The sequence below is a fragment of the Salmonella sp. SAL-020 genome (assembly GCF_017372215.1).
In the GTDB taxonomy this organism is placed as follows: Bacteria; Pseudomonadota; Gammaproteobacteria; order Enterobacterales; family Enterobacteriaceae; genus Salmonella; species Salmonella enterica.
This window is the reverse complement of record NZ_CP071690.1, coordinates 3,553,412-3,571,414: the sequence shown is the minus strand read 5'-3', so window position 1 is coordinate 3,571,414 and position 18,003 is coordinate 3,553,412. Positions and strand designations below refer to the sequence as shown.

Here is an 18,003-nt window from a genome sequence, read left to right as displayed (position 1 = left end):
ATTGCTTTTTTGTCCATCACCGTCCGTAACCATCCAGTAGAATCCGACACTGAATGTGTATAGGATTGTGTATATGTTCCTGTTCGGTCTTGGATTCCTATCCACATGCCTTTAAACGATATGCAGATTCGCCGCGCTAAGCCTGAAACTAAAGCCTATACACTCGGAGATGGGCAAGGGTTGTCATTGCTAATTGAACCTAATGGAAGCAAGAGCTGGCGGTTCCGTTATCGTTTTGCCGGTAAGCCAAAAATGATCTCGCTGGGTGTGTATCCGACGATCACACTTGCAGATGCCAGTTCTCGTCGTGATGTCACCCACCCACTTCTGATTCGGGCCGCTGGTGTAAAAGTCCTGCTTCAGCCAATTCTCTGAGACTGGCAGATCATGTTTGCGGTAACTGACCGGACGGAACCGGCGCGAGGCTTTCGCCCGCCGCCCCTGCCGACGCAGGCTGGCCGCCACGGTTTTCACGTTGAACTGGTAACCCTGAGCACGAAGCTCATCCGTCAGGCGTGGCGCACCATAGCGTTGTTTTGCGTCACTGAATGCTTCCCGGACGACGTTATCACAGACAAGGCGGAACCGCTGACGCTGGTTTATCTGATGACGACGCTGATGCCAGACGTACCAGCCGCTACGGGCAATCTGAAGTACACGGCACATGGCTTTGATATTGAACTCAGCCTGATGTTTTTCGATGAAGACATACTTCATTTCAGGCGCTTCGCGAAGTATGTCGCGGCCTTCTGGAGAATGGCCAGTTCCTCATCCCGTTCTGCCAGTTGACGTTTCAGACGGGCGATCTCAGCGGACATCTCCTGCTCGCGTTCAGAAGAAGAGAGCTGATTTTGCTGTTTGCTTCGCCAGTTGTAGAGCTGTGATTCATACAGGTTAAGTTCGCGGGCGGCAGCGGCCACCCCAATGCGTTCAGCCAGTTTCAGGGCTTCCTGACGAAATTCAGGCGTGTGCTGCTTGCGTGGCTTTTTGGTGGTTGATGCTGGTTTTGTCATGTGAGTCACCTCTTACTTGTGAGTTTACTCACTTAGTCGCGTGTCCACTATTGCTGGGTAAGATCAATGGCCTCGCTGACCAGTCATGACATGAACGCCGTGCATATCCAGGATCTTCTTGCGGTGGATACGTTTATTCCCCGCGCGGTACAGGGTGGCATTGCCGGGGAATGTTCAATGGAAAACGCCGTTGGCATTGCGGCGATGGTGAAATCCGATCGCTTACAGATGCAGGCTATCGCCAGCGAGCTAAGCGCCCGGTTAAATACCCCAGTTGAAGTCGGTGGTGTGGAAGCCAACATGGCTGTGGCTGGCGCGTTAACGACGCATGGATGCGCCGTGCCGCTGGCGATCCTCGATTTAGGCGCAGGATCCACCGATGCCGCCATTATCAATAACGATGGCGCAGTACGGCGTTGTCGCCGGGCAGGGTAATATCCGTGGTACTGAAGGCCCGCGCAATGCGGTAGCGACCGGGCTGGTTTTAGCCGGAGAAGCCAAAAAATAGTGCAGAAAACAGCCGCGCAAGCGTTTAGCTGCGGGGTAAGTCAAAGAAAGGCGATGTTCTCTTTGATATCCCGGCGGAGTTGGGTACATAGTATCAAGGTGTCTCTCACGTGGTTAATTTTAAGGATAAGAGCATGCCAACAGCAATTGAAAAAGCCTTGGATTTTATTGGTGGTATGAATACTTCGGCGCCAGTGCCCCATTCAATGGATGAAAGCACCGCTAAGGGAATTCTAAAGTATTTGCATGACTTAGGTGTGCCAGCGAGTCCGGAAGTTGTGATGGCACGGGGTGAGCAGGAGGGATGGAATCCTGAGTTCACGAAAAAAGTGGCCGGATGGGCAGAGAAAGTCGCCTCCGGTAACCGCATCCTTATCAAAAACCCAGAGTATTTTTCGACCTATATGCAGGAGCAGCTCAAAGAACTCGTGTGAGCTGACTATCGAATAAAACGCTAACGGACGTTTCCATCTAAGGATGGCGGCGTTCAGAAGGGGTTGCCAGTGACAGTTTTGGACTGCCGATTCATTTCTTTTCGTCAAATTAATGTCTATATATTTATTGAATAAATATATAGTTCATAACTTACTACGTTGCCATTACCGCGTCATTCTTAGATGATCTACATTTCATAAAACACTTGATTCCATTTCGTCTCTATTAAGAAAAATAAAATGTGAACGCTGTCAATTCTGTAAACGTAAAAGATAAATATTGTATACACGGATGTTTGTTGGCAAACAGGCAGATGGCAATCAGGATCTTTTACGGAACATTGTGTATGAAAAATAATATTGAAGAGACAATAGGTAAGTACTTGCCTATTTTAATGATATTACCTCTGGCGGGTTTGGCAGAGTTAGCTTCTTTATATTCAATCCAGGCTTTATTACCAAAGTTAAGTGAGGTTTATAATATCCCATTGAATCAGGTAGGGATGATTTTGTCTGCTGAGGTGGGGTTTCTGGCATTAGCCATGTTATTTAGCGGCACGTTATCTGACCGTTTTGGGCGAAAGCCAATCATTTTTTATTCGTTGCTGGCAGGAGGTATTTTAACTCTATTGTGCGCAACTGCATCATCATGGCCGATGCTGGTGGTATACCGCGCTTTGCTCGGCATTGCAGTAAGTGGTATTACGGCGGCCGTTACAGTCTATATCAGTGAAGAAGTCTCTCCTGCTTTGGCAGGGATTGTTACTGGATATTTTATTTTTGGCAATTCGCTAGGGAGTATGTCTGGTCGTGTGTTTGCAACTTTGATGATGGAGCATGTATCTATAGATACGATTTTCTTTATCTTCGGTGGTGTTCTGATTGCTATGGCACTCGCGGTGAAGTTGTTTCTCCCGACATCCCGACAGTTTGTTCCTACACCTTCACTACAGCTTGGTGCAGTGTTGAAAGGCGGGTTGGAACATTTTAAGAATATCCGCGTATCATTATGTTTTGTCATTGGATTTATTCTTTTCGGCTCTTTTACGTCCATCTTTAATTTTCTGGCGTTTTACCTGCATCGACCGCCTTATGAGCTGAGCTACACCTGGATAGGTTTGATTCCAGTTAGCTTCTCATTAACTTTTTTTCTTGCGCCATATGCTGCCCGTGTCGCGTTGAATATTGGGTCGATGAATGCGCTCAGTATGCTGATCATCTGTATGATGGTCGGTGCATTTCTTACGCTAATCGCCCCTTCTCTGTGGGTTTTCATTTCAGGTATCGTTTTACTGTCAGTCGCATTTTTCTCTGCTCATTCCACCGTATTAGCCTGGGTCAGTTCACGGAGTCCAAACGCAAAAGGACAGGCGACATCGTTTTATCTGCTTTGCTACTACTCTGGCGGTGCAGTAATGGGGTATTTAAACGGGTATCTTTTCTCCTGGCAGGGATGGAATGCTATTGCGGCATCATGTCTGATGATGCTGGGGATAGGATTATTTATCTGCCGGTTTATTTTCGCAAAATATGAGAAACAACCGCAAATCAAAAAACAGTCAGTTCAGGAGAGTTTCTGATTATAGACACGAAGTGTGTTTTTATACTTTCCATAATGGAATCATCATTTTTTCATTAATGTGTCACTATAGCTAAAAGCTTAAATTGTGAATATTTGGCTACCCGGATATTCGTTGCTCCAGGAATATATATGTCTGCTAAAACGCTGTATGAAAAATTAGTTGAGTCACATACCATTCGTGAACTTGATAACGAAGGACATGTTTTACTTTATATTGATCGTTCAATACTGAATGAATATACCAGCCCGCAGGCATTTAGCGGGTTAAGAGAACGCGGCCGCACCGTTCGGCACACCGACACGTTTTTATTGAATATTGACCATGTTAATCCCACGCGGTCGCAACGGGATGACTTAATGACCGATCCGGGAGGACAGCTACAGGTTGATTACTTTCGGGAAAATGCCGCTGACTTTGGCATCACATTATTTGATGTGCTGGATCCGCGTCAGGGGATTGAACACGTGGTTGCTCATGAACAAGGGCTAGTGATGCCTGGCATGGTGATCGCCGCCGGGGATAGTCACACGACAACCTACGGTGCATTTGGCGCGCTGGGCTTTGGTATCGGGACGTCGGAAATTGAACATCTGCTGGCCACGCAGACGCTGGTTTACCGCAAGCTCAAAACCATGCGCGTAAGTGTTCAGGGAGAGCTACCTTTCGCCTGTTCCGCAAAAGATATTGTTCTTGAATTGCTTGAACGTATTGGCGCTGATGGCGCGACCGGATATGCCATTGAATTTGTGGGTGAGGCCATCAGCGCGTTGAGCGTTGAAGGACGAATGACGCTCTGCAACATGGCGGTAGAAGCGGGGGCGCGTGGTGCCATTATTGCGCCGGATAAAAAGGTTTTTGACTATATCTACGGTAAACCGCAAATGCCTGTAGGTGAACTCTGGCAGCAGGCATTGCTGGAATGGTCACAGTTGAGCAGCGATGCTGATGCGGTATTTGATAAGACGGTGGCGATCAACTGCCATGATCTTGAGCCTAAAGTCACCTGGGGAATCAGTCCGGATCAAACAGGTTCCATCACCGGACGTGTTCCTTTCCCGGAACAGGAAACCAATCCGCTTAAGCGCCTGGCGCTTGAGAAGGCCCTTCATTACATGGGATTAACGGCTGGCATGTTGCTGAAAGATATTCGTATCTCTCACGCTTTTATTGGTTCATGCACAAATGGTCGCATTGAGGATTTGCGTGCCGTTGCGAAGGTGCTTGAAGGGCGCAAAATCGCCAGCCATGTTCGCGGGATCATTGTGCCTGGTTCAACAATGGTAAGACGCCAGGCGGAAGAAGAAGGACTGGCGAAAATCTTTATTGCTGCCGGTTTTGAATGGCGGCAGTCGGGTTGCTCAATGTGCCTTGCGATGAATGAAGATGTATTGTCGCCCGGCGATCGCTGTGCATCAGGTACGAATCGTAACTTCCCTGGACGACAGGGCGCTGGAGCAAGAACGCATTTGATGAGCCCGGCGATGGTTGCGGCGGCGGCGGTAGCGGGGCATCTGGTCGATGTTCGGTCATTACTTCAGGCAGGGGAATAAGATGGATACGTTTAAGCAAATCAGCGGGCGAATTGCGCCGATGCTGGAACCGAATATCGACACTGATGTGATTATGCCAAAACAGTTCCTGAAAGGGATCGATCGCCAGGGGCTGGATAAAGGGGTGTTTTTCGATCGTCGCTTTATGGCTGGCGGCCAACCAAATCCTGATTTTATTCTGAACATGCCGGGCTGGCAGAGCGCGACATTCCTGCTGGTTGGCCCCAATTTTGGCTGTGGATCGAGTCGTGAACACGCCGTATGGGGATTAAAACAACTGGGAATACGGGGGCTGATAGGTAGCACATTTGCAGGCATTTTCGATGATAACTGCCAACGCAACGGGATCCTCACGGTCTCATTAGATGAACCTGCTTTGGCGCGCCTGGCGCAGCTTGCCGCGAGTGCTGATACCAATTCTATCACTGTTTCACTCGATCGCTGCGAAATTACGACGGCAGAGGAAACGATCTCCTTTGTGATCAGTGAACTCAAACGGGCGATGCTGGCCGCAGGCGAAGATGCGATAGCCTGGACATTGCAATACTTGCCGGAGATTGAAAATTTTGAGGTTGCGCATTATTCACGGCGGCCGTGGTTAAAACGCCCTGCATCCCCGCGCGGTTAAGGAAGAAGACTGCAATGAAACTGGTTCAATATCTTGTGAACGGTGGCAAACGCTACGGCATTATGCAGGAAACCGGAATAATTGATCTCTCGCAGCGGCTTGGCGACAAATATCCCACTTTGAAATCTCTACTGTGCGCTAATGCGCTGACGGATGCGGCGTTATGGTGTGATGAGCCGGCGGATTATTACTACCAGGAAGTCACTTTTCTGCCGGTGATTGACGATCCGCAGAAGATCATCTGTGTCGGAATGAATTACGCCGATAAGCGTATTGAGTTTAATGAAACCAACCCGGCCCCAACCCTTTTTGTCCGTTTTGCGGATTCTCAGACCGGGCATAATGGCCTGCTGCTGAAGCCTGAAAATACCAATGAGTTCGACTACGAAGGTGAATTAGCCGTAGTGATTGGGCGGCCATGCTCCCGGGTCAGCGCTGAGGATGCTTTAGATTATGTCGCCGGATACAGCTGCTATATGGATGGTTCAGTGAGGGACTGGCAGCATAGCTGGTTTACGGCTGGAAAAAACTGGCCTTCGACAGGATCATTCGGTCCGTGTCTGGTGACCACAGACGACATTCCCGATCCCCAGATGCTACGTTTACTGACACGACTAAACGGGCGGGAGGTGCAGAACGAATCTACGGCAAATATGATCCATCCTATCGCTTCACTCATTGCTTATATAAGCACCTTTACTCTGCTTTCCCCTGGCGACACGATCCTCACAGGGTCGCCTGGTGGAGTGGGCAAAAAACGCGTTCCACCGCTGTTTTTACACGATGGTGATGTTATTGAAGTTGAGATTGAACATATTGGAACCCTGCGCAATGTCGTCCGGGATAGCCGTTATTTAACATCATCTGTTAGCTGGCATGACGGGAGAAAGTGATGAGTACACTGATTGAATGCGGCGCCTCTCCGTTTATTCCGGGGGTTGCGCTCAAGGATGTTCGTCTGGAAAATGGTCTGACGGTAAGAGTGGCTATCGGAGGCAGCGGTTCACCTTTGGTACTGCTACATGGGCATCCGCAGAATCATACAACATGGCGGAAAGTCGCACCGACATTGGCGCAAAATCATACAGTCATTTTGCCGGATTTGCGTGGCTATGGCGACAGCGATAAACCAACGAGCGATCCGGCGCACCGTACCTATTCAAAGCGCACCATGGCGCAGGATATCGTCATGTTAATGGATGCGCTCGGCTTTTCCCGTTTTGCCTTTGTAGGGCATGATCGTGGCGGACGCGTAGGACACAGGCTCGCGCTGGATTATCCGGATCGTGTGACCTGTTGTACTTTTATCGACATTGCTCCAACCGCGACGATGTACGCCTTGACCGATAAATCCTTTGCTACGCGTTACTTTTGGTGGTTTTTCCTGATTCAACCTTTCCCGTTACCCGAAACGATGATTGCGCACGATCCGGCATTTTTTCTGCGTAAGCATATTTCTGGCCAGCTAAAAATAGAGGGCGCGACCTCGCAGGAAGCATTCAATGAATACCTGCGCTGTTACCAGAACCCTGAGATGATCCACGCGATCTGTGAGGACTACCGGGCTGCTGCGACGATTGATTTGGACGATGATGCCGCAGATACGTCGGCGCGTATCCGGTGTCCGTTACAGTTGCTGTGGGGAGGGCTGGGAACGGTAGGGCAACTATATAATGTGGTTGGTACCTGGAAAGAAAAGGCGCTAAACGTTCAGGGGGAAGCATTGCCTTGCGGACACTCCCCGCAGGAAGAGTGTCCTGAGTACTTTATCCAGAAACTTCAGTCCTTTTTACATTCAGTGTTATAACTCGGTCATCCTTTGCAACTTCGCACTGATGCTATGAAAACGACACCTGTAGGAAAAAAACATCGCCAGCCCCTTGAGGGCTGGCCTTCTGTTGAAGATCTTTTCGTTTTTGTCACCGTTGCTCGCAACGGTGGATTTGCCCGGGCAGCGCTGGAGCTGGGGTTATCTCCCTCCTATATCAGCAAACGTATCGCTATCCTTGAAAAATGTCTCAACGCCCGGCTTTTTTTTCGAAATAACAGAGTGATGCGTCTCACACCGGAAGGCGAAAATGCGCTGGGTGGGGCTATGCAGGTCGTCAGTGAAATGGATGGTTTTGTCAGTCGTTTGGATAATCAACGTGGTGTGTTGGCTGGTAATATCACCATCAACTGCTCATTTGGTTTTGGGCATAAATATGTCGCAGAGGCGCTGTCGTCATTTATGATCGCCTATCCTGATATTACGGTAAAACTCACGCTAACGGATCGTGAAGTGGATCTGGTGGAAGAGGGGATCGATATTGAAATTCGCGTTGGGGATGATATCAACGAATTGTATATCGCACGGCAGTTAGCCACTAATCGACGGATCCTGTGTGCTTCCCCTGAATACCTCGAACGCCACGGCAAGCCAGAGTCTGTTAGTGCGCTTGTGCAGCACGATTGCCTAATGATTCAGGAAAAAAACTCGGCATTTGGCAATTGGATATTAACGGACGGTAAGCAGCAGACACATTGCCGACTAAACGGTTTTCATTCTTCCAACAGCGGCAGTGTGGTGCTTATTTGGGCCTTGAAAGGCCATGGCATTACATTGCGGTCGGAATGGGATGTTGCGCAGTATATTGAACGAGGTGAGCTGGTTCGCGTGTTGCCTCAGTGGTATCAGGAAGCGAATATCTGGGCTGTATATACCCGGCGTTCATCAAGTTCTGATCGTATCAAAATCTGCATCGATTTCCTCACGGAGCATCTTGCACAATGCTTGCCAGGCGGTAAAGCACCGGGCGTACTGTGATCAGTCGGCGCCAACTGTCGTGGCGCCAGATGCTCTGACTTACGTTTACTGTTAGGTGTTCTTTTTGCCAGCACCCAGTAGCTTTTAGGGCGTTGCGTTGGTGGCGCGGTTTTGTTTCCGCTATCGTGGCAAAGTTATCTTTTATCCCACCACGAGGCCCAACCTCCACATAGATACCTCCATTATTACCGGATTTCTCACCTGGTTTTAACGTCATATTTTATCTCCTGATTTTTGGGTGACGATTATCGGAGGTTGAGAATTCTATTGGTATCGGCTGGATGGCATTGTAAGTATCACACACTCACTCCATAACAATCAGATTGATTGAGCGACTACTTTAGCTCAATAGATATGTGTTCATCTTAAGCGTATTATCGCAGGTTGGTAATTAAAATTCTTTAAAAAACAATACCATCCATCAATTCAATATGCTGATTTTTCGAGGTTTTCTCAAATTTAGTTATGCTTATGTAATGCTACCTAACTGACTAACAGTAATGCTCTTTTCACACAAAAGCCTTAACAGAGGAAACGCAATATTACGTGACTTAATGCCTCTGCTCATTCTCATTAGTTATACCAATGTAATGTTTTCTCACAGCAAAAGAGAAGTAGCTACCTGTGCAGCATTATAGGCGGAAAATCCATTGGGGGTATTACCAAAGATGAAATAGAAAATTAATATTATTAATTAAATGAATATGAAATAGGTATTGTTCCTGTTATCGTTACAACCTTTTCTGTCATAACAATCTTCTCATTTTCTTTCTCGCATACTTGCTGAGCATGGTATAAATGTCTATGAGGACGTCAGCTCGGAAAAGCATTCGTTCTGCATGGTATGCCTTTCGCTATTCTCAGGGGCGTGAAATGAAAGTTTTCTTTGATGGAGTCTATATAACTATATGAAATTGATAATAATCCTCCTTCTCGCGCTATTCCCGTTATGTTCATCTGCCAGCAATCATTATGCCCTTGTTTTTGAAAATAACACGATACTGCTTGTTTTAAATCTTAAATGTTCTCCCTGTGATTTAAACTGCGCAAATATTCAATACCAGATTTTCAATAAAGAGACGGAGTCTGTTATTTCAGGGGTTGCTAAGCCTGTGACAACGGGCATCGAAAATAATTTTCGTGGTTATATGATGCGTAATAATAATACGTTCTACACATTAATTGAATCAGATAATGAAAACGTATGGGATATGTCTGTTGAGGAGAAGGGAACTCAACAGAACAAAGATGCCGTGCAAAAAGTAAAATATCAGCTTAATGCTATTTTTGACAATGGTACATGCTGAGTCTGGCTTGCCTCAGGGATACGATCGTATCCCTGAATATTTCCCATCAAAACTCAGGAATAAAATCACTCTTACTAATATATTTTTCCAGTATGGCGGTATATTGTCGCCAGTTCCCGGAATCATTGATTACTGCATAATTTATCGATGCTCCCGGCGTTGGCGAGCGTGTTAGCGGCACATCAAGTGCTGTTTTCGGCGCAACCATGATATCGCCGATACTTTTCTTGTTATCCATCGTTAACGTTAAACTCATATACCACGAGGTGGGGTTAACTATCCGTATAGTATTTTCTTTAGCAATAAAGCGTAATTTTTTCTCCTCCGCTTCCGTGGGCGCTTTTAATTCGGTCGGGCGAATTAAAATTTTTAGCCGCAAACGAAGCGGTAATACCAGTTTTCGCGGGTGGTTTTTAATGTCCTGGGTGACTGGCGGTATCTGATAAATGTTTAGCCAGAAGAGACTCTCCCGGTCCGTTGCCAGCTGCTGGCGGGAACTCAGGAGCAGGCGAAGCGTTCTCAGTTCTCCTGGCTGCATTTTAAATACCGGCGGCAGCGCCACCAGCGGCGTTTTGCTATTATCCGGAGAGGCGTCAATGTTTCCGGCGTCGGTCCATACCTGTAACAGCATCGGCGTTGTATTATCGTTGGATAATGTCAACGATTGAGCGACATCATCTGAAGCAAAAATAATTCGGGTTCTGTCAATATTAACGGCAGCTTGTGCCGGGCCATACCATCCCGTCAACCCAAGTAGCGTTAATATGACTTTACTGAAAACTAACCACTGCCTGTAATTGCGCATTCACGCTTCCTGCCGTTACTGTTTGTCCGCCGATCGCCTCAAGCGAGGCAGTAAAATCACCGCTATAGGTTTCTACTGAACCGGATGATACCCGTGTGGTTAAATCTTTATAGCCATACCAGCCTCGGGCGTTGCCAGTGCCTGTCTTGATCCGATCGGGTAACAGGTTAATCGGCGTACCGGCATCGTTATAGATGCGGATACCCACTCCGGAAGCTACGCCAGGTTCGCCATAATGGGTGTCCAGTAGCCACGACAGACCGCCTGCGGATGTGGTTAGCCCCAGGCGACGCGCCGCCGCCACGGCGGTGGGTTGATTAACGACAAAACCCATTGCGACATTAGCGGCGCTGGTGGACGGGAGGGCACTGGACACGGCACCGGACTCACATTCCAGGCTGACGTGGAAAGGCGCCTGACTATTGCCTCCGGCGGCTAATATGCCGACGGCGACAGGGGGAATTTTCACGATCGCAGGATAATCTGTGATTTTACATAACGCGCCGCGAACATAGGTGACGCTATTATATGTACTCCATGCCCCGGGCCAATAGCTGGGCCAGCCATAATAATCGCTGGCATGATCCAGTCCCGCTTTGATCCGCTCGGTAATCAAGCCTGGGCCTTTAAACGCGATATAACCCCGAGGCTGCGTCCAGGTATCTCGGTCCATTGGATTCTGGTAGGCAAAATATTTTCTTGAGTCAATTTTAAACATCTCATATAACACGTTGCTAAACGCGCTGGCAGGAATATAAATATATTTGTCATCCTGAAACCAACTGTCTGCGGTAAGTTGGCGTTCTTTCCAGAAGCGGCTGTAATATTCGCCGGTACTGAGGTTTGTCATACGGACAGCAACATTACGCTCCACATCATAATAAGCGCCTTCTACTTCGGGAGTAAAAAATGCCCCCGCAAAAGCGCTATCGCCATTTGTCGAATACATCTCATAGAGCTTCCCGGCATCGGCGGAATCGCAGCGGTAAAGTACCTGTTTACTGGAATAGGGCGTGCCGGTGGCGGCCGTCAGGAAGTTACCGATCCCACTGGCCAATAGTGTGCCGGAGGGTTGAAAAGTTTCACTATTACTGACGCTAATCACCGTTGGCAAACCGATATTACCGGTATTCGTGTCAGTTGCGCCGATCCAGTTTTGCGCCGTGTAGCCCGCTTTTATCGCCGCGTCAGAGAGCGCGCTCTTATCGGTGACTTTGATACATGACGACCATGTTCCGGCGCTGACGAACAGGCTGGTGATAAACAATAGCGTTCGGAAACTAAAAAGCATTGTGCTATTCCTTCTCGCAGATTTTGTTCAGATAGAGAAACGGTTCTTTGGTGTGAAGATCGAGTTGGTAGGCAACCCGGCAACGCTGGTTTGCCCCTGTTCCCCAGCGCACCAGTAGAGAACCCGACGGATGGGCGATACGGGCATAAATCTGCCCACTCTGGCCGACCATGCCGATGTTTGTGCCTTCACCGTTGAAAACATCAGCGCCCATTGGCGGTATGCCGCCATCCGGCATCTTCACGGAGATCAGCACTGCTTTGCCGCTGATAGTGGCGAAATTGACACGCGCGATGGCGCCGGCATAGGGCACAATCTGCTGACTTCCTCCCGTCAGTTCGGCATCGCTGCGCATCTTACGGGTATCGAGCGTAACGTTATTGACGCGGTAAGGAGATAACGAAGGCAGAATGGCGTAACCAAAGCGATCAACCACAGCGCCCTGGCCATTTTGTACGATCGCGCCCTGCGCGCCATCGGCATGAATAAGCGCAAAGGTATCGCTGGTATAGGGGCCAGCCGTCAGACCGCCAGGGTGAAGAACCAGGGTGCCGGACGCGCCCAGCCCTTCCTGACGATAGTTATCACCCTGGTCATAGTTGGCGCGAAGTGCGCCAAACCGGGTGTTCTGTTGTAGATTACCGCCAAACGTCGTTGGCGCGCTGCTATCGCTATTACTATTGCGATAACGCTCGTAGCCGCCATAAACCGACCATGACAGGTCGCTGTTTTCACCGCTACTGCCGGTCATGGATACGGTTGAGGAACGGCTTTGACTGGACTGGTTATAATTCATGGCGACAGACGTTCTGTTTTCGCCCCAATCCAGCGGTATAGAGACATTAAACGACATTGTGGTTTCGGTATATTTTTGTCGGCTACTCACGTCCAGTGGTTCGTTGACGCCGTGATAAAAGCGATCGTAATCCCAGGTGGTGCGCTGTCGTGCGATATTCACCCCGTAGCTTATATTCCGCCACTGGTTGCTATACCCCATTTGTAGCTGTGTTATACGCGATTGGTTATTGTAGTAGTCTGCGGTGCTGGCGCTGAGGTTAAGCGTGCCAAGCCGTCCTAACGGCTGGCTTACCGTCGCGGACAGGCGATTGCGCTGATGCAGCGTGTCGGAGTAGTAATCAATCCCCGTTTTTGCTTCCCGGCGTACGCCGAGCACGTCCTGAAGATCGCGAAAGCCGTTGGTTGAATAACGATAAGCCGCCAGTACCAGGTTAGTGCCGGTGGTAAACGTTTTGCTGTAACTGAGTTCCGCGCGCCAGCCTTGCTGGCGATCGTTATGCTCTGCGCGCGCGTTCGACCAGGTGGCGTTAAGGCCGAACGCGCCCATACCGGTGGCCCAGACGCCGCCCGCCAGCCATGCCTGGTAACGCTGCGCAATTCGTGAACCGAGGTTGAGGGTAATGGTGTTATTAACGCCGTGCTGGAACGTTCCCTCAAAGAAACGATTTTCAATATCGTAGTACTGACGAACCCTGCCGAAGGCCAGCGAATAGTGCCAGTTACCGGGACGTACCGAATCCGGCACGGAAGAATAAGGCACGGTGAAACGTGAGGTTTTACCGCTGGCCTCGATAACCTCTACCTCCAGATCGCCTTGATAACGGGTGTTGTACAGATCGTCAATATAAAATGGGCCCGGCGGAACGTTGGTTTCATAAATCACTTTCCCCAGTTGTTTTACTACCACGTGCGCGCTACTGGCCGCTACGCCCCGAACTTCCGGCGCATAACCGCGTTTGCCCTGCGGGCGCATCCGCTCGTCGGTGACAAGTTTAGCTCCGTTAAAAGACAGACTGCCGAATAAGCTGGAGTCCGTATAGCTATCGCCCAGCGACAGAATACTGTTAATAGACGCGACAGGTCTTTGCACCCAGGTTCGAACGCTATTATAGCGCCAGGCGCTTCCGCTCTGGTTGCTATTGGCATAGCGCAGATTACTTTGATGACGGACCTGCCAAAGTCCGAGGTTAACGCCCATGTTTAAACCGCTCCATAAGTATTGGTAGCGATAATGGCTGTCGGTATTTTCGGTGTGGGTCCAGTTTGTGTTATGGCGTAAAAACAGCGCCAGCGCGCCGCTATCCCACTCTGAAGGGGAGATATAACCGCGCGGTTTGTGCGTAAGTTCGGTCATTGGAATCGTTAGCAACAGGCGAAGCGTGGCGCTATCAAATTGCCAACCGGCATGAGGCACCCACTCCCTGAGCGGGCGACACTCGGTCGCAGCGTCGGTCGCGGGGAGTGATTTTATCTGTGCTGCTTTCATCACCGATAAGGGCAGGCAGGGTTCAGTCTGTTGACCCTCTTTTACAGCATTAAATCGAATATTAGTGCTCGAGGTTACCAGCGTGCCATTAACGTAAACGTCGGCAAGATAGTCTCCGGAAGGCGTTTGCTGTTCATTAAAACGGGCAATATTTTGTCCGTAAGTGGCCCCCTGAAGTAGCGCAGGAGCAAAATAATACTCTTCACCCTGCGCGGAGCCTGAGCAAACTATGGCGATCAATAGCGCAAGGCTTTTGCGGTTCCAATTAATGGTGGGGGACATCGTAGCTCTCGCTTATCCTTGCGCCCAGGTCGTTAACCAAAGTAACGGTGACTGTACCGGAGAAGGATTTGAGTGACCGTTTGCCCGGCAGCCACCAGGTTTGACTGGAGAAAGGGGCAATCATGTCAGCATCCAGGTTATACGAAGCGCCGTTCACTTTTACATTCAGGTTACTTAAAGAGGCAAACCAGGGCTGCGGATTAACAATAACAATACCGCTTTTTCCGGAACCCTTATTTACCGTTTTAATCTGTAATTTTTTCGCCAGATTATCAGGTTTACCTAGCCCGTCAGGACGATAGAAAAGTTTTATTCTTGAGCGCAGCATCACCAACATTTTATTTTGCCCACTGTCGCTGCCAATATTCGTTGGTGGTACCTGTAATACGTTAAACCAGAATACTGACTCACGATCCTGCGGCAATTTTTTCGTGTTGTTATAAATTACGCGTACCACCTGGCCTGCTTTGGGTTGAATACGAAATACCGGCGGCGTGGCAATGAACGGCATCGCGCTGCTATTTTCCGGGCTGGTATTCATATCGCCATCGTCAAACCAGGTTTGTACGATATAAGGTATTGCATCATTATTTTTTAACTGCACATCTACGGAGGAGGCTGTTGATGGGTAAATTATTCGGCTACCCAAAATAGTAACGCTCGCCCACGATGCTGTGGCGGGTAGGGCCAGCAATAGAAAAACTATTAAGTAATATAATGCGGAATGTCGGGTATCCATTTTCATCTCAACAACTCCCTGGCGATTGAAAATGGTCTGGCGTTTCAACGCCAGACCGTAGCGACGATTATTTATACGAAACGGCGTATTGTAGGGTGGCAGCGACTGTCCCAGCCTCTGCTTTCCCGGTAGAGTAATACCGCGCGGTATAAGTCGCGCTCGCTTCAGAAGCATTTGGTTCCAGCTGTAGGTCGCCGTCGCCAGTAAAGCCGCCGGTCAGATTGATTGGCTCCCCTGAGGTGTCGAGTAATTGGACTTCAACATTTTTCGCGCTGCCAGTATTACCCAGGTTACCGTTACTGGTGACCTGATTACCGACAAAGACAGTGGAAATTTTTGTTGTTTTGTCCTGAGAGCCGGTACATCCGGACAGCCCAATATCAAACGTTATTGGCCCCGCGGTTTTCCCTTGTTCTGATAAATCTTTAGTACTTACTGTTGGTAATAACACGACGGGTTTAGCCTGATTACCATTAATCACGACAGAGCACGTTTCATCAGAGACTTCCCCTTGAAAGGTGATGGTGTTATCAGAAACAGCCATCGCGCTGCTGGAGACAAGAAGCGAGCCTGTGATCATTGCTAAATATTTTTTCATAGACATATGATAATGTTCCTGTATTAATCTTTACTTTTTCAGAACGAGTGCAATTCGCCCGAATGTTTCGTGCTTATGGAGGAGTGGTAAAAATAACGATCATTAACTCTATTTTTGGATGTGAGCTATACCCTCCTGACTATTGATAATGCGATATAAAACAAACAGACTTATTTCTCTCATCATGAAATAGAGCGATAAGCGCTTTCGTCCATACATCTCATTAGTACAACTGATAGTGTTATCATTTAATTGAGTGTAATCCGATAACAATTCTCTCCGCGACTGAATAGATAGACTATGTTGCAATACAACCTGCACATTTTTGCTATGTAAAATCCGTATCAGTTAAACCTCCCGATGGATAATACGATGGTGAGATTAAGGTAAATTTTCTGAAATGTGCTTCTGAAACAGTATAATTAGTCTTACTTTTTTCTTACTTTTGGCCTTTCAGAAGTTTCCTGAGTTTGCGTTAAGGTAAAGAAAAGTGTTCAGATTTACCTATAACTGTTTGATTTGTAATGTTCAGGTAATACTTGTGTCAATTATTGTTTACTATAAGTGAGAGTTATAAGTTAAACTCAGGTTAATTAGGGGGCTGAATTCTTTTTTGAGCATGATAATATGTCGTCTGAATGATGGATGCAGTTACCTTTAGGATTGTCATGAATGAAAGCATATTTTTACTTGATAAGCGTGTTGTATTTGATAGTACGAAGATGACCTTATCGCATGGTAATGAGATAATCAGAATATCAGAAGCTGAGACCCATCTGCTTCTTGCTTTTTGGCATGGTCTTTACAAAAAAGAAGATATTATTCATTTAGTTTGGGAAAATCGCGGAGGCTGCGTCTCAGAATCAAGTTACTATAAACTCATTAATCAAATGAGAAATGATTTTAGTAGCATCGGTCTACAGCCATCTGACATCGTAACTCGCCCTCGGGTGGGGGTGTCGCTGTCTGTTGCCATTGAACCTATAAAAAAAATCACCTCCCTAAAGGTGAGTGATGAAAACGTTAAAGGCCCCTCGACTCGGGAGAAAATATTTTACAAAATTAAACGTCACAGCGTATTTGTGGTATTAACAGGAGCCATTCTTCTGGCATTGCTCTATGGTGTATTTACTATATATAAAGCGCCTGTTCGTAACAGCCCTGATAGTTTTTTTACATATCTTGGCGAATATAACGATTATGCAATCTATAAAACAAAAGAGGATAAGGTCACATTAAGTGAAGTAGTTTTTGCTTTTAACTCTCTAAAAATTAAAATTTACCGGCAAAATGGACGCCATCTTTATTATATCAGGGAGCCTAACATGAATATTTTTCTGCAATGCTTAAATCCTGTTGAAATGGCGGTGCCAAAATGTATTACAGTAAAAGAACGTTACTGATTATATTTGTAATATTTATCGCCATTGTCGCAATCGGATCGGTAATAGCGCTTGAATGGGTAAATCGTGACTCTTATAGAACCAATAATCTTATATGCACGACAAAATCAGAAGCGTATATTGAACCACGAAAATTGTACATGGATGGTGGACTTGTGCTGGATCTTAAATCCGGCAGGATTACCCTGCACTACGATGTTACTACCGATACGAAAGAGAAACGGCTTTTTTTTCGTGATATCTGCATCAGCAAACTGCGCAGAACGGGTATGAAAACATTTACTTTTAAAGTCAATTCAGTTAAGACTTTTGAGTCTGATACTGCTGGCGATTTGTTTTCCTGGTTGAGACTGTTACAGCCTGGTACGATTAATGAGTTAAAGATGGTCAAAATTGGGAAAAATACCTACATGTTTTCGCTTAATCGACATTTGTATAATGTGTGTACCACCAGTAGTAACGTTGAGTTGTAGCCAATAATCCCTGTATTGATGGGAATTCGTTCCGTGATTGTTATGCCTCATCAGGCAGCGAACCTGGCATCTGGCTAACATATTGAATTTAGATATCTGCTATCGCTTATTTTAACGATAGTATCCTGCACCTGTTGGGTATTGATATTTTCTTGTCTATTTTCGGCACAGGGAGTGCCATCTTGCTATCATTAAGAACGTATAACCTATCTCTCAATATTGCTTTTCTATATTAATGTTACTTTAGTTATCCTATAAAAGCGTACAGTGGCAAAAGGAAGGCCGGTAAGAGGGCAATGA

General features: G+C 47.4%; 15 protein-coding genes and 4 pseudogenes. 12 read left to right on the top strand and 7 right to left on the bottom strand.

All coding sequences use genetic code 11. The features are described 5' to 3' along the window. Positions 1 to 105: 105 nt before the first annotated feature. Positions 106 to 312: pseudogene (locus J1G48_RS17460) on the top strand (Arm DNA-binding domain-containing protein); the annotation flags it as partial. Here J1G48_RS17460 and J1G48_RS17455 read toward each other — a convergent pair. Beyond that, positions 307 to 1,013, bottom strand: a pseudogene (locus J1G48_RS17455) (IS3 family transposase); the annotation flags it as partial. The pseudogenes J1G48_RS17460 and J1G48_RS17455 overlap by 6 nt on opposite strands. A gap of 66 nt (positions 1,014 to 1,079) precedes the next feature. Between J1G48_RS17455 and J1G48_RS17450 the strand changes: the two are divergent. The 8 genes and pseudogenes from J1G48_RS17450 to J1G48_RS17410 form a co-directional block, all read left to right on the top strand. Further along, positions 1,080 to 1,424 (top strand): annotated as a pseudogene (locus tag J1G48_RS17450) (diol dehydratase reactivase ATPase-like domain-containing protein); the annotation flags it as partial. Between the two features lie 206 nt (positions 1,425 to 1,630). After that, entirely contained in the window at positions 1,631 to 1,954 is a 324-nt protein-coding gene (locus J1G48_RS17440; protein WP_001673904.1) for a DUF1889 family protein, read from the top strand. A gap of 341 nt (positions 1,955 to 2,295) precedes the next feature. Then, complete coding sequence (locus J1G48_RS17435; protein WP_012543325.1) at positions 2,296 to 3,534, top strand: MFS transporter; 1,239 nt, start codon at positions 2,296 to 2,298, stop codon at positions 3,532 to 3,534. 131 nt (positions 3,535 to 3,665) lie between these two features. Then, positions 3,666 to 5,087 carry a 3-isopropylmalate dehydratase large subunit gene (leuC, locus tag J1G48_RS17430; RefSeq protein WP_001274865.1) on the top strand — a complete coding sequence of 474 codons (1,422 nt, stop codon included), beginning with the start codon at positions 3,666 to 3,668 and terminating at the stop codon, positions 5,085 to 5,087. Between the two features lies 1 nt (position 5,088). Next, positions 5,089 to 5,715, top strand: a complete 627-nt coding sequence (leuD, locus tag J1G48_RS17425; RefSeq protein ID WP_000379342.1) for a 3-isopropylmalate dehydratase small subunit — start codon at positions 5,089 to 5,091, stop codon at positions 5,713 to 5,715. 14 nt (positions 5,716 to 5,729) lie between these two features. Then, the gene (locus J1G48_RS17420) at positions 5,730 to 6,608 is read left to right on the top strand and encodes a fumarylacetoacetate hydrolase family protein (RefSeq protein ID WP_000780208.1); all 879 of its coding nucleotides are present in this window, start codon (positions 5,730 to 5,732) and stop codon (positions 6,606 to 6,608) included. After that, positions 6,608 to 7,522, top strand: a complete 915-nt coding sequence (locus J1G48_RS17415; protein ID WP_000105597.1) for an alpha/beta hydrolase — start codon at positions 6,608 to 6,610, stop codon at positions 7,520 to 7,522. The genes J1G48_RS17420 and J1G48_RS17415 overlap by 1 nt, the downstream gene beginning before the upstream one ends. Positions 7,523 to 7,555: 33 nt before the next feature. Beyond that, positions 7,556 to 8,521, top strand: a complete 966-nt coding sequence (locus J1G48_RS17410; RefSeq protein ID WP_000859023.1) for a LysR family transcriptional regulator — start codon at positions 7,556 to 7,558, stop codon at positions 8,519 to 8,521. Here J1G48_RS17410 and J1G48_RS17405 read toward each other — a convergent pair. Continuing rightward, the gene (locus tag J1G48_RS17405; protein ID WP_001675688.1) at positions 8,466 to 8,738 is read right to left on the bottom strand and encodes a hypothetical protein; all 273 of its coding nucleotides are present in this window, start codon (positions 8,736 to 8,738) and stop codon (positions 8,466 to 8,468) included. The genes J1G48_RS17410 and J1G48_RS17405 overlap by 56 nt on opposite strands. A gap of 691 nt (positions 8,739 to 9,429) precedes the next feature. On the opposite strand from J1G48_RS17405, the gene J1G48_RS17400 reads away from it, so the two are divergent. Then, positions 9,430 to 9,828, top strand: coding sequence for an outer membrane protein (locus J1G48_RS17400; RefSeq protein WP_000766837.1), 399 nt, complete (start codon positions 9,430 to 9,432; stop codon positions 9,826 to 9,828). A 46-nt stretch (positions 9,829 to 9,874) separates the two neighbouring features. On the opposite strand, the gene stbE is transcribed toward J1G48_RS17400, so the two are convergent. From stbE to J1G48_RS17375, 5 genes are all read right to left on the bottom strand, one after another. After that, positions 9,875 to 10,633, bottom strand: a complete 759-nt coding sequence (gene stbE / locus J1G48_RS17395; protein ID WP_001247028.1) for a fimbrial biogenesis chaperone StbE — start codon at positions 10,631 to 10,633, stop codon at positions 9,875 to 9,877. Further along, positions 10,599 to 11,924, bottom strand: coding sequence for a fimbrial usher protein StbD (gene stbD, locus J1G48_RS17390; protein WP_000899098.1), 1,326 nt, complete (start codon positions 11,922 to 11,924; stop codon positions 10,599 to 10,601). Before stbD ends, stbE begins: the two co-directional genes overlap by 35 nt. Positions 11,925 to 11,928: 4 nt before the next feature. After that, positions 11,929 to 14,490 (bottom strand): fimbrial outer membrane usher protein, encoded by a 2,562-nt coding sequence (locus J1G48_RS17385; RefSeq protein ID WP_000075344.1) that lies wholly within the window; start codon positions 14,488 to 14,490, stop codon positions 11,929 to 11,931. Continuing rightward, positions 14,474 to 15,235 carry a fimbrial biogenesis chaperone StbB gene (gene stbB / locus J1G48_RS17380; protein ID WP_000781492.1) on the bottom strand — a complete coding sequence of 254 codons (762 nt, stop codon included), beginning with the start codon at positions 15,233 to 15,235 and terminating at the stop codon, positions 14,474 to 14,476. The genes J1G48_RS17385 and stbB overlap by 17 nt, the downstream gene beginning before the upstream one ends. A 61-nt stretch (positions 15,236 to 15,296) precedes the next feature. After that, entirely contained in the window at positions 15,297 to 15,833 is a 537-nt protein-coding gene (locus J1G48_RS17375) for a fimbrial protein (RefSeq protein WP_000062035.1), read from the bottom strand. Positions 15,834 to 16,495: 662 nt separating this feature from the next. On the opposite strand from J1G48_RS17375, the gene J1G48_RS17370 reads away from it, so the two are divergent. Further along, positions 16,496 to 17,230: a hypothetical protein gene (locus tag J1G48_RS17370; protein ID WP_001676314.1), complete on the top strand. Its 735-nt coding sequence runs from the start codon at positions 16,496 to 16,498 to the stop codon at positions 17,228 to 17,230. Next, positions 17,203 to 17,503 (top strand): annotated as a pseudogene (locus J1G48_RS17365) (hypothetical protein). The gene J1G48_RS17370 and the pseudogene J1G48_RS17365 overlap by 28 nt, the downstream one beginning before the upstream one ends. Positions 17,504 to 18,003: the final 500 nt, after the last annotated feature.